Source organism: Streptomyces sp. 8K308 (assembly GCF_004348315.1).
Classification (GTDB): Bacteria; Actinomycetota; Actinomycetes; order Streptomycetales; family Streptomycetaceae; genus Streptomyces.
In genome coordinates this window covers 1-11,149 of the sequence record NZ_SMKC01000241.1, presented here as the reverse complement: position 1 = coordinate 11,149, position 11,149 = coordinate 1, and the positions used below count along the sequence as shown (strand labels likewise).

General features: G+C 67.4%; 13 protein-coding genes and 2 pseudogenes. 6 read left to right on the top strand and 9 right to left on the bottom strand.

Annotated elements, in window-relative coordinates; all coding sequences use genetic code 11:
* Window positions 1-186: 186 nt before the first annotated feature.
* Window positions 187-519 (bottom strand): hypothetical protein, encoded by a 333-nt coding sequence (locus tag E1265_RS26115; protein WP_243741115.1) that lies wholly within the window; start codon window positions 517-519, stop codon window positions 187-189.
* Between the two features lie 727 nt (window positions 520-1,246).
* Between E1265_RS26115 and E1265_RS26110 the strand changes: the two genes are divergently transcribed.
* Window positions 1,247-1,594, top strand: coding sequence for a hypothetical protein (locus tag E1265_RS26110; protein ID WP_165953880.1), 348 nt, complete (start codon window positions 1,247-1,249; stop codon window positions 1,592-1,594).
* Window positions 1,595-1,709: 115 nt separating this feature from the next.
* On the top strand, window positions 1,710-2,351 hold the full coding sequence (locus E1265_RS26105; RefSeq protein ID WP_132933460.1) for a hypothetical protein: 642 nt from the start codon (window positions 1,710-1,712) through the stop codon (window positions 2,349-2,351).
* 29 nt (window positions 2,352-2,380) lie between these two features.
* Here E1265_RS26105 and E1265_RS26100 read toward each other — a convergent pair whose 3' ends face one another.
* On the bottom strand, window positions 2,381-3,016 hold the full coding sequence (locus E1265_RS26100) for a helix-turn-helix transcriptional regulator (RefSeq protein ID WP_132933459.1): 636 nt from the start codon (window positions 3,014-3,016) through the stop codon (window positions 2,381-2,383).
* Between the two features lie 699 nt (window positions 3,017-3,715).
* On the opposite strand from E1265_RS26100, the gene E1265_RS26090 reads away from it, so the two are divergent.
* Window positions 3,716-3,958 (top strand): hypothetical protein, encoded by a 243-nt coding sequence (locus E1265_RS26090; RefSeq protein ID WP_132933458.1) that lies wholly within the window; start codon window positions 3,716-3,718, stop codon window positions 3,956-3,958.
* Between the two features lie 3 nt (window positions 3,959-3,961).
* Here the strand turns inward: E1265_RS26090 and E1265_RS26085 are convergent, their stop codons facing one another.
* The 3 genes from E1265_RS26085 to E1265_RS26075 all read right to left on the bottom strand — a co-directional run bounded on the left by E1265_RS26085 (window position 3,962) and on the right by E1265_RS26075 (window position 6,655).
* Window positions 3,962-4,705 carry an SDR family oxidoreductase gene (locus tag E1265_RS26085; RefSeq protein WP_132933457.1) on the bottom strand — a complete coding sequence of 248 codons (744 nt, stop codon included), beginning with the start codon at window positions 4,703-4,705 and terminating at the stop codon, window positions 3,962-3,964.
* Window positions 4,706-4,928: 223 nt separating this feature from the next.
* Window positions 4,929-5,909 carry an NmrA/HSCARG family protein gene (locus E1265_RS26080; protein ID WP_132933456.1) on the bottom strand — a complete coding sequence of 327 codons (981 nt, stop codon included), beginning with the start codon at window positions 5,907-5,909 and terminating at the stop codon, window positions 4,929-4,931.
* 110 nt (window positions 5,910-6,019) lie between these two features.
* Window positions 6,020-6,655 (bottom strand): NAD(P)H-binding protein, encoded by a 636-nt coding sequence (locus E1265_RS26075; protein WP_132933455.1) that lies wholly within the window; start codon window positions 6,653-6,655, stop codon window positions 6,020-6,022.
* A 275-nt stretch (window positions 6,656-6,930) separates the two neighbouring features.
* Between E1265_RS26075 and E1265_RS26070 the strand changes: the two genes are divergently transcribed.
* Entirely contained in the window at window positions 6,931-7,329 is a 399-nt protein-coding gene (locus E1265_RS26070) for a helix-turn-helix domain-containing protein (RefSeq protein WP_243741114.1), read from the top strand.
* A 135-nt stretch (window positions 7,330-7,464) separates the two neighbouring features.
* Here the strand turns inward: E1265_RS26070 and E1265_RS26065 are convergent, their stop codons facing one another.
* The 4 genes and pseudogenes from E1265_RS26065 to E1265_RS26055 all read right to left on the bottom strand — a co-directional run bounded on the left by E1265_RS26065 (window position 7,465) and on the right by E1265_RS26055 (window position 9,683).
* Entirely contained in the window at window positions 7,465-7,839 is a 375-nt protein-coding gene (locus E1265_RS26065; RefSeq protein WP_132933453.1) for a hypothetical protein, read from the bottom strand.
* 148 nt (window positions 7,840-7,987) lie between these two features.
* Window positions 7,988-8,897, bottom strand: a pseudogene (locus tag E1265_RS26060) (fructosamine kinase family protein).
* Window positions 8,898-8,961: 64 nt separating this feature from the next.
* Window positions 8,962-9,093, bottom strand: coding sequence for a hypothetical protein (locus tag E1265_RS40405; protein WP_279571465.1), 132 nt, complete (start codon window positions 9,091-9,093; stop codon window positions 8,962-8,964).
* A gap of 38 nt (window positions 9,094-9,131) precedes the next feature.
* Window positions 9,132-9,683, bottom strand: coding sequence for a hypothetical protein (locus E1265_RS26055; RefSeq protein ID WP_132933452.1), 552 nt, complete (start codon window positions 9,681-9,683; stop codon window positions 9,132-9,134).
* 351 nt (window positions 9,684-10,034) lie between these two features.
* Between E1265_RS26055 and E1265_RS26050 the strand changes: the two genes are divergently transcribed.
* Together E1265_RS26050 and E1265_RS26045 are read left to right on the top strand one after the other, a co-directional pair.
* Complete coding sequence (locus tag E1265_RS26050; RefSeq protein WP_207931206.1) at window positions 10,035-10,748, top strand: XRE family transcriptional regulator; 714 nt, start codon at window positions 10,035-10,037, stop codon at window positions 10,746-10,748.
* Window positions 10,741-11,149 (top strand): annotated as a pseudogene (locus E1265_RS26045) (amino acid decarboxylase); the annotation flags it as partial. The gene E1265_RS26050 and the pseudogene E1265_RS26045, both read left to right, overlap by 8 nt.

Below are 11,149 nucleotides of genomic sequence, written 5' to 3'. Positions count from 1 at the left end.
CGCTGGAACAACCGCTGGAAGAGCGCCCTCAACGAGTTCGACCTCCTCTTCGACGGCCGACTGACCGCCGGACGAGTGTAGGCTGATCGGCATAATAAGAAATCTATAGACCAAACAGACGAATTACACCTGATTCCTGATAGACCCGCCGGCGCCCGTCGCCAGAGTCGGGCCGCTGCGGTGAGTTCAGTCGTCGTCTGTGGCGCCCGCTGGTAGTCGCCGGAGGATGGAGGCCAGCTCCCCTTGGTACGTGGACCCGAGGCCGGTGACTGTTCCGGTGAAGGGGCCGGGGCCATGTTTGAAGCGGCTGACGTAGTTTTCGGGTAGGAGCACCTGATCGCCGACGCAGAGTGGCGGTTGCCCGGTCCAACGGTAGGCGTAGCCGTTGACTTCGACGATTTGGTCGCCTCCGCCGTCCGTGACGGGCGTGGCCTCGTCGGCGTCCTCCTTTTCGAGTTCTTGGATACGGCGACGCAGGTGCTCGATGGTGCGCTCGGCACCTGCTCGTCCGATCTCCATGCCCTGTTCGAATCCGTTACGGCGGCCACGCCCATATGCCTCGGCCAACGCACGATCTTGATCGGTGGCATGGACGTGGCAGGCGACGTCGTGTCCGTGCAGAATCGCCCGGCATGGTGCCCCGGAGCGTGTGGGGCGGCCACACCGCCGCGCTTCGGATGCGTCTTCGCTCATGAGTGTCCCTCCCGGCGCGTCTCGGTCTCCCCACCGGGACGCCTGGCGCAGGGTATCGAAGATCTCACCGAGAGTGGAACAGGTGGGCGGCAGGGTTGGTGTCGGCATGCCCTTGCGGGGCAGTGGCTGAGTCTTGCCGCGCTGCCGAGTCTCGTGCGGAACGGCGGCCGTCCGCCGTTGCGGCGGACCTCAAGGAGGTTGGCCCGACCGCCGTTCCTTGCGAACCCACGGACGCAATCCCGAAGGAGAGGCACGTAGGAGGGGCAGCGTATCGGGATCTTGGGGACATCCAGAAATCGGTGTGTACGTGCGGTGGTTCTTGCGATCTGTGGTGAAGGAAAATTGTTAATGTTTTCCATGTCGGAAGCTTTGGTGGCTTCCGATGGCAATCGGGCGCCGAAGCGGTTTGGCCGCCGCTACCGCCCTGTGCGAATCCACTGAACACACAAGGAGTCGAAGCATGTACGGCTACGACGACAATGCGCCGGTCGTCCCGAGAATCCCCCGGCAGCGTCCCCCGTCTCCCCGCAGCTGAACTGGAAAGGCAGAAGAAATGACAGATCGCCTTCGCCTGTTCGTTCAGGAGTCAAACGGGCCGGTCAAGCAAGACGAAACCGACCGAGCGATCGAGGAGTTGACGGAACTGCTCCGTCAGATTGCCGAGTTGAGTGGGCACCCGGTCGGCGAACTCGCTCGGTCTGAGGTGTTCGACGTGCACACGCTCGCCTACGTCATCACCCTCCGCCGCACCTCGGCCCAGGTGCACGAGCGCGCCGCAGGACTGCTGCTCCGGTTGCTCCACCGCACGGAGAACCACCGCGAGCTGGCGCTACGGGCCCTCGGTCACCTCTACGAGGAGGCGATGCCCGAGCCGCCCGGTCTCCACATGGTGAGGAGCTGACGGCGGACCCATCATGCGCCCTGCGCTCGTCCCATTGCGACGGGTGCGGGGCGCATCGTCGTGAACCGGGGGAGTCGGCTTCCCATCCGGCGGCCGACACGGTTGCATGGGCCTGATGGCCGCGATGCGCAAGGAGGACGGATCTGCGGTGATTCCGGCTGGTCGCACGCCCGCGGACTCGGTCCGTGCCGCGCAGCTTCTCGGTGTCGCGCTCGGGACCTTCCGCAACCGCAAGGCGTGGCGGACGCTGCCGCCCACGCTCAGCAGGCCGGAAGCTCGTCAACGGATCTGGGACGAGGAACAACTCCTCGCCGCCATCGAGGGGCGGCCCATCCCGCCGCTCCCCACCGAGCCCCATCCCGAGGACCTGCTCGACCTCGAGGAGGCCCGCCTGACGATCCCTGAGGATCAGCGCCCAACGGCAGAGACCTGGGCGAGCTACATCTCCAAGGGCCTCGGCCCCCGCCCGGTGAAGGTCTTCGGTGTGCCCCACTTCCGCCGGGCAGCCATCCCGGCCTGGCTCGCCGCCCGACCAGGCCGCGGAGCAGGCGGCGGCCGACCGCGGGGTGCCGTCGACCGCGGGCCGCGCCGGCGGGACAACGATCCGCGCTACAAGGTGGCGCAGCAGCGCGTGGAGCAGGTGCGACGCCGGCTCGCGACGGAACAGGCGATCGGTGCGGGTGATATCGCCGAGGAGCTGTCGATCTCACGTCGGCATGCCGAGCGCCTCATCGCTCAGGCCCGGCAAGCTCGTTGACCGGATCTTCCTGGTCGACGAGGGGGCCGTCACCTGGCTGCGAAGGACTGCTCCGTACGGTGGAGGTGCTCGACCATCGTCAGGGCGGCCTGCTGGCTGGCGTCAGACAGGTGGAACGCGTGCCGTGTGATCTCGCGGACCATGTCAATCTTCAGAGCTGCCAGGAGTTCCGGGTCTCCGGCGATTTCGTCGAGCATCTTCCTCTGGTCTTCGTTCAGTAGCCGCAAACGTAGAGCCATTTCTCGAATCTCCTCGCCCCCGAAGCTCTCCAGTAGTTGGATCCTGCCGAGCAGTCCTTGCATAGTGGCCAGATCGGCGGTGCTGTCGTTCACCCCTTGGACTTTGATCGATCGCAGCAGCTCTAGTTCCGACTCCAATTGCTCGAAGTCAGCCTCGTCGTCGGCAAGGTAGGCGACCGGAACCTTGAAGTACTGTGCCAGGGCTCGTAGATGGTGCAGCTTCGGGTTTGTCGTTCTGCCGGTTACCAGCTCCCAGAAGTAGGGGCCGGAGATGGAGACGCCGGTAATGTCAGCGATCTGGCGCGCGGTAATCTCGTACGACGGCGGCAGCTCTCCTCGGGGGACCTTCATTTCGCGGAGTAGCTGCAACTTCTCCGCTAGGGTGCGCGGCCTTGTGCGTGTGCTTTCGCGCTCTTTCGCTGGCATGGGCACCGCTCCTTCCTCGCGCGAGGTATTCGGGGTCTGGGCGCAGCTTATCGCCGGTGTCAGGCCACCGCTGGCCAGCAGGTGTTACTCCTGGCTCGCAGTCGTTTGGCTTGGTATGTCGTCAGCCCCATCACGCCACGTCCGCCGCGCGCGTAGATAGGCCCAGACCGCGCCGATTGCCGCGATGGCCAGCGCCTGCAGCCCATCGCGGAGGCCTTCGGGGGTGTTGGCCGTCTTTCCCGCGGCGAGGATGCCGACGACGACAAGCACGTAGGGGAGCAGGAAGAGGATCGCTCGGCCAGCCCGAATGGGATTCGTGGGATTCTCCGTTGTCGTGCGAGAGGTGGGGGCGAATTCGGTTCCACCTTCAAGCGGTTGAGGGGTCAGGGGCGAGGCCGGGTGCCGTAGTTCACGCAGAAGAGGGATGGGCCCCTTTCGATGGCCGGGCGTCCCCTCAGATGGTGCTTGTGCCGCCGGCGCCTGGGAAGGCGGGCTCTGTCCAGCCGCGGTAGTTGAGGTGCCAGAGGCCGTCGGTGAGCCGGTGTCGAGGCACGATGGCGATGCGGCCCTCGCCCGGGTAGGTGTCGAGGATGTCGTTGGTGGCGACCTGGTCGTCGCCGAGGTAGAGCGCGACGTGTTGCGCATTCGAACCGTGCTTGCCGCCGTCGCCTTCGCCGCGGGCAAACGGGCTGGTACCGCATGTGCGACCGCTTCGTCGCCCAGGCCTACGGCTACCTCAACAGCGGCTCGCACACGGCCAACGCCCACTGGGACCGGCTGGTGGGGGCCGGACTGGCCCACCCCGGCGACCACGCACCGCCGCCCGGGGCCCTCCTCTTCTACGACACCGGGCAACCCGCCGGCGGGGCGAGGTCGTTCGCCGGGCCCCGCGGGAAACAGGGGCCCGGCCGTCGCCGCCAATCCCGCCTGCGTCGCCAGTGAGGCTCAGGAATGCGCGGGTGTGCCGCCCCGAGCTTCGACGACCGCTCCCGTGACGTAACCAGAGCGAGGGGATGCCAGAAAAGCGACCACCTCGGCGATCTCACGAGGATCAGCGGCGCGGCCGAGGGCTGTAGTCGTTCTGCCGAGCGTGTCGGCCAGGTCGGCTCCGCGTGCCTGCATACCTGGGGTACGGGTCGGGCCCGCGGCCACAGCATTGACGCGTATGCCCGAGGGGCCCAGTTCGTCGGCCCATACACGAGTCAGGTAGTCGAGGGCGACCTTCGAGGAAACGTAGACCCCACCACCGCGCACAGGAGTGGACACGGCACCGGTGGTGATGTTGATGACCACTCCGAAGCCACGCTTGGCCATCGTTGGCGCCAACGCAGCGACGAGCAGCATCGGTGCGCGGGTGTTGACAGCCATGTGGAGATCAAACGCTTCGGCAGTGGCTTCGAGCATCGGCCCGAACTGAAAGACGCCCGCGTTGTTCACCAGCACGTCGACCGGTCCGGCCGCCTCAGCCAACTTGTGTACGGCATCCGGGTCGGCCAGGTCCGCAGCGACGAACCGAGCGGTTCCGCCAGCCGCGCTAATCTCTTCCACCACCGAGGATCCCCGTTCGGCAGCGCGGCCATGCACGACGACGGCTGCTCCGAGTTCCGCGAGTGTGCTCGCGACAGCCCGGCCGATGCCGGCGGTGGCGCCGGTGATAAGGGCGGTCTTACCCTTCAACTCAAGGGACATGAATAACCTCCTGTGCTGCTGCGGATCGAGAAGTCGGCGGAATGGCTGGCGTGCGCTTGCCGCGCACCGCCTCGTCGGGGAGGGCATCGGCGGCCCTCGGGAAGAGAGCCAGCACCGCCGGCGGCAGAGCGAGGGCGACGGGCAGTCGGCACGGCAACACCTCTGAGAGGCGTGCTGCCGGCAGAGTTCGTTGCGCGGTCGCCTGCGGAACCGGGCGTGGGGCTCAGAGAGCGGACTTCAGCTGCTCGCGGTGGTCGATCAGCCAGTCCTCGAGCGTCCGAAGTCGTGGGTTGAGCGTCCGGACCAAGTCGAGATCGCGGTTGCCGACGAACGTCGCGGCGGCCTCGGTGAAAAACTGGAACATGTTGCCGAGCTCCTCGGCCTCCGGGAATCCGGCGTTGCGCATCTGGTCGTGGGTCATCGGCCGGTAGGCGACCGGCTCGCCGAGCACCTTGGCGAAAAGTTCGGCCAGTTGACCGCCGGTGGCGTGGATGCCGGCCAGCCCCACCGTGCGGCCGACGAACCGGGCTCCGGCCCGGAAGATGCCGTGAGCGGTACGACCGATGTCCTCGGCGGCCACGAGTGCCATAGTGCTGTCTCCCATTGGCAGGGAGAGCACCGCCTGACCGTCCGCCCCGCGACGCGGGCTCAGCCCGGCGAGGACAAACATCTCGTAAAAGAACGTTGTCTCCAGGAAGGTTGTCGGCACACCCAACGCGGTGAAGTGGGCGTTTGCTTCGTTCTTGGCGTCGAGGTGCGGCACCTTGTAGCCGTCTTCGAGGGTCGGGACATCGCTGCCGAGGAACGCGAAGTGCGGACGCGTGTCCTCAAGCGTCGACCACACGACGTGCTTGAGCCCGGCGGCCTTGGCCGCACGCGCCGCATTGCTGACCTGGTCCAGCTCCCTCCGTGCACGACTGCGAGCCGCTTCCTGCTCGGAAGTGAGCTGCTCACGGTAGTTGGTGACGACGAACGCGCCGTAAGCGCCGTTGAACGCGACACGCAGGCTCGCCTCGTCATCGAGATCCACCCGGACCACCTCGGCACCGCGCGCGGCGAACTCCTTGGCCTTCGCCGAGTCCGGATTTCGGGTGAGAGCCCGTGCGGTGAAGGGCCCGTTCCAGTCGTCCAGGACGGCGCGCACCAGGCCGCCTCCCTGCGAGCCGGTCGCCCCCACCACTGCGATGATCTTCTTATCGGTCATGGCGTGCTTGCCCTTCTCGAATTTTGGATTTACAGAAACGACAGACAGAGCAGCCCGACCTGGATATCAAGAATTTGGACGGGGCGGGCAACCACTCGATCGATGCTGGATCAATAGCCGACGGCGAGCCAAGCGCGACGAATTCGCGGGGTGTCGATCTCGTCGGCGAAAGCGATGGCATAGTCCTCCACTCCGAGCATGGAGTGCCCTTGTTCATCGGTGACCTGTGCAGTGGCGCTCGTACGGTAGGAACCCGTGCGCACGCCCGGTCGGTGAGGGCCGAAATCTGCCGCCGGGACGAGACAGAACCAATCGATACCCTCAGGCGCCGCATCGAGTACGCCCAGCGTTCGCGCGTGCACCTCGACACGCGGAAGCAGCCAGGCGGGGAATCCAGGGGTGTCGACCTGCCGCGGCCCGCCCTCGAACAGCGGGAGCACCGCCGAGCCGCCGACCACTCCGAGGCGCGCCCCGGTCTGCCCGGCGCGTCGGAGAAGAGCCGCCACGCCCGTATCGAGTCCGCCACCGTCGGCGATGGCCGGTAGCGCCGAAACAAGGACATCCGCACCGACGGCTACCTCCTCGAGGAAGGCGGGGTCATGCACGCTGCCGGCGCTTTGGGTGACTCCCTCCGGAATGCTGGTTTTGAGGCGCCGTGACACGGCGGTCACTTCATGTCCGCGCGCGGTGAACTCCCGCACCAAAGCGCTGCCGACGAAACCGGTGCCGCATACGACGATTCTCATTCTTGCCTCAACTCACCGCTCGGTAGTCGGTCAGAGATGTGACTACGGGCCGACATCCCACTCAATAAGGAGAATGGATCACGGAAACTTCACGGGAGCAGAACCTGCCTATGAACGTCGCCGCTCGAACAATGCGACTGAGGCATGCGGAATCCAGCGCACAGCTACATGTGTTCAGCACGGTTCCTCAGAGGGGCCGTGCTGAACTATCCTGCGATCAGCCCATAACGAGGTCAATAAGGCACATTCGCGTGCCCGGTTTCATGGAGGTAACCGTGAACGCCCGCCAAAGCCCCGCCGACACCGAGGTGTGCGACGTCCGTGAAGTACTGGATCTGGTGGCCGACAAGTGGTCCCTCTACGTCGTGTCCAACCTGAGCGACGGGCCTCGCCGCTTCAACGAACTCAAACGCGCTGTCCAGGGGGTCAGCCAGCGCATGCTGACCGTCACCCTGCGGCGCCTCGAACGAGACGGCATCCTCACCCGCACCGTCCACGAGGTCATGCCGCCCCACGTCACCTACCGGCTCACCCCCCTCGGCACCAGCCTGCTCCACGCAGCCGCTCCTCTCATAGCATGGAGCAGCGACCACCTCGCCGAGATCGCATCCGCCCGTGCGGAGCACGACCGAAGCCAAGGCCTCGAGTCGCCGACGGTTGGCGCTCGAAGCTGACACTCAACGCAGTCCCGGCAGCCCGGGTGGCCGACGTTGAGAAGTGCGCCGCTGGGAAGGAGCAGCACTAGCCTGCGCGTTTCACTTGGCAGGGCGTCCGAATCTTGATCAGAAAAACGAAAGTGCCTCCTGGGCTTACGGCTGAGTGGGGGTCGATGGCGAAGAGGTCGGGGTGGGCGGCTTCGACGTGGGGTGGCCGATGCCCTCGATGTGGGAGCCCTTGTCGGTGATGGTGGGGTCGGGCCAGTACCGGCCGTTGAAGTAGGCGGAGTGCTCAGGGTCGGGCACGCAGATCTTGAGGGCGCTGCCGGTGTAGCGGGCGTGGCGGGCGACGGCGGCGGCGGTGCCGCCGTGGGTTGGAACAACAAGAACGCCGCCGGCCAGCCCAAGACGGTCAACGTGGCGGCCGTCCGCGAGGGCGGCCGTGGGTTGGAACCCGAGGAGCGGCAGGCAGCTGCCCTGGGACGTAGCGTGGCGGCCGTCCTCCGGGACGGCCGAGGGTTGGAACATCACGCAGTTCTGGGCGGACGGCCACCCGGGCACCGGTGGCGGCCGTTCCACGGGACAGCCGAGGCTTGAACTTCGCTACTCGGGACGCGAGCGCGGGTAGGTGCCGCGGCAGCATGACTCCCACTGATACCGGGGCGCGGGCCATCGGTCACTCCCTGTCTCGTGCCACGACAACGGCCCTGTCGGGCGTGGTCGGCGATCCGCGGTGGTGCTTCCGGAATGGGGCCGGGATCTCCCGCACGGCGGCCGCTGCGCCCCAGTCGTCGTCGCCGTGGGCGATGGTGCTGAGCAGCTCACGGAGGTGCAGGAGAGGCATGCGCTCCTGCCAGCCGTCCAGCAGTGGCGCGTGGTCGGCGTAGACGGCGAAGAAGCGCTCGGATTCCGGTGGTCGGGGCGAGCACCAGAGCATGCTCAGGTCCACCTCGGGCCAGGTGTAGGAGACGGCGGGGTCGATCAGGACCGGGGCGCCGTCCTGATCGCTCAACGTTCTCCGCCCACAGGTCGCCGTGGGTCAGAGCAGGTGGCTGGGCCGGGACGATCTCGGGGAGGGCCGCGCACAGGGCTTCGAGTGCCTGGCGGTCCGTGGCGTCGAGGGCCGTCTCCACCAGGGGCTCGGTGATCCACCGAAGCAGTCGTCGTTCGGCGAAGAAGGCGTGGCCGTCTTGGTGCCAGGTGTTGTCCTGTCGCATACGGCCCAGCCAACCGTCGCGCTCCCAGCCGAACCGCTCCCCGACCGGGTCGGCGTGCAGGGCCGCGACGACGGCTCCCAGCCGCTCCCAGAAGGAATGCCCTTCCGGCCGGGGACGGTGTCGATGCAACACCAGGAGACGTGGCGAGACGTACAACACGTCTGGGGTTCTCACCCGACCCGTCTCCCGAAGACGGGCCAACCCGGCGGCCTCGACCTCGAACACGTCGGATTCCTTCTCACCGCCAAGGCACTTGGCGAAAATCCGGGTGTCGTCGCCGAGCGAGGCTATTCCCGCGATGGCGACGACGCCACCAGCGCAATCCTCCACTGAGCGAACGTCGAAACCCGCGGCTCGCAGGCGTCGCATGAGGACATCGGACTCGGGCATGTGAGATATCCAAACCGTCTGATCAGTGGACTGCCACCGGTCGTCACGAGGACGACTTCCCGACGATCGGTGTGTGCTGCTTCCGCCGCGCGGCGCGGGCCGCGTCGTAGGCGGCGAACCGCTCTCTGAGCGCCGGCCCGACCTCGGACCAGCCAGGAAAGCCGTGGTACTCCATGGGACACCGCACGAAGCGAAAGGCGGGATCCGCCACGTCTATGCGGCCACCGTGTCGGCGTAGGTGATCGAGGAACGCCCGCGACTCGGCGACGATCGACGGGTGGACAAGCTGCCACTCGCCCGAGGCATAGGCGGCGACTCCCTGGTGAGTCGACGCTCGACGGAGGCGGTCCACTTGAAGTGGTGCACCTGGGCGTAGATCTCGTGCACCGGCGCGCCGCTGCCGGTCCACGCGCGGTGCTGGCCGAGGTCGAGTTCCACGAAGCCTCGCGCGAGCGTCACCTTGGTGGGCCTGGCGCCCAGCAACGGCAGGGTCAGCATGCCGGCCAGCGGATATCTCCGCCACAGCGGAACGGCACCGAGTCCGCCCACCTCCGGGAGTTCGCCGTTCTCGGCCACCCGGTCGAGGAAGGCGCCCTCGACGAAGTCGTAGCCCTCCCGCTCGCAGTAGGCCAGGAAATCCGGCAGCGGTCGGTCGTAGACGTGGAACTCGTCGAGGTCGGCAACGACCCACCAGTCGTTGGGGTGCTCGGCCATGGTCTCGCGGAGCAGGGCACTGTTGAAGTCCTCGTGCCAGGGACCCTCCACGATGCGCGAGAAGTCGAGGCCGATGGCCCGTAGCCCCGGCGGCTGACTCCGCCAACGCCGGGTCGTCCCGGCGCTCCACGTGCCGGATCACATGAAAGTGCTCGATACCGAGAGTGCGGTAGTGGGTCACCGCGTGCAGCAGCAACGCCGTGTCGGCCCCGACGACCGAGACGAACCTGACGCTCACGCCTGCCTCCCCGCTCTGTCGCGGCGTGCGGTGCGCCACGACATTCCCGCTTCCCGTCCCCGTCCCGCTGTGCAGCTGCCGGGGCGGGCGTGTGCCGAGAAGCACGCGGTACCGGCAGGGGCTGCGGGCTGCCGCCTGCTGCGGGAAGAAGACGCTCGACGTGTGTGACGATCATCCGTCCCACCCGGGCGGTGTCACCGCGGTGCCCGATCCTGCTCAATAGTGGATTTAGCTTCGCTATAGTGGAGAACATGAGTGACGGCAGCACTTTCTCCAGCGGTCTGTCCATGCCGGAGCTGGGGGCCAGGATCCGGGGTGAGCGGCGGGCTCGGGGTATCAGTCTGGAGCGGTTCGCCGAGCTGAGCGGCGTGAGCCAGAGCATGGTGTCCGAGGTGGAACGCGGCGCGAAGACACCGAGTGTGTTGGTTCTCGACCGTTTGGCGACCGCGCTGGGGACCTCGATCGCTCGACTCCTGGACGAACCGGTGCGCCCCGGCGTCGTGGTTCTGGCCGGTGACCGGCAGCAAGTGGTACGGGATCCCGCCGGGTGGGAACGGCGGATTCTTTCCCCGGTCCTGCCGGACATCGAGTTCGAGTTCATGCGCACGACCCTGGAACCGGGCGTGGACGCGGGGGAGTTCTCCCCGCACGCGCCGGGATCGCACGAGTACGTGGCAGTGGAGCAGGGGCGTCTGCGCCTGACCATCGACGGTGTCCCCCACCGGCTCGTGGCCGGGGACGCGGCCTATTTCCCCGGCAACCGTCGGCACGCCTTCGCCAACGACTCCGCCGACGTGTGTGTGTACTACCTGGCTATGGCGCTGGCCACGGCGGCCGGCTCCCAGCTCCACCGCATGTCGGGAGGGCACGATGTGTGATCTGCGGAGAGCGGCCAAGGCGGCGGCGGACCTCGCGGCCGATCACCTGGCGGGAGTGGCCGGGGGGCCGGTCTGGCGGCCGGTGCCCGAGGCGGACCGCACGTGGCTCACCCGGCAGCCGCTGCCCGCCGACGGCCGCCCGCTGGCGGACCTGCTGGATGATGTGCGTGACCGCGTCCTGCCGTATCCGATGGGCAACGGGCATCCTCGGTTCTTCGGCTGGGTCAACTCGCCACCGTCGCCGGCCGGCGTCTTGATGGCCCCGCTGGCGGCCGCCATGAACCCCAGCTGCGCGGGCGGAGACCACGCTGGCGTTCTGCTGGAGCGCACCGCTGTGCGGTGGTTGGCGGAGCTGGTGGGATTCCCCCACCGCCCGGGGGCCGGGTTGCTGACCAGCGGAG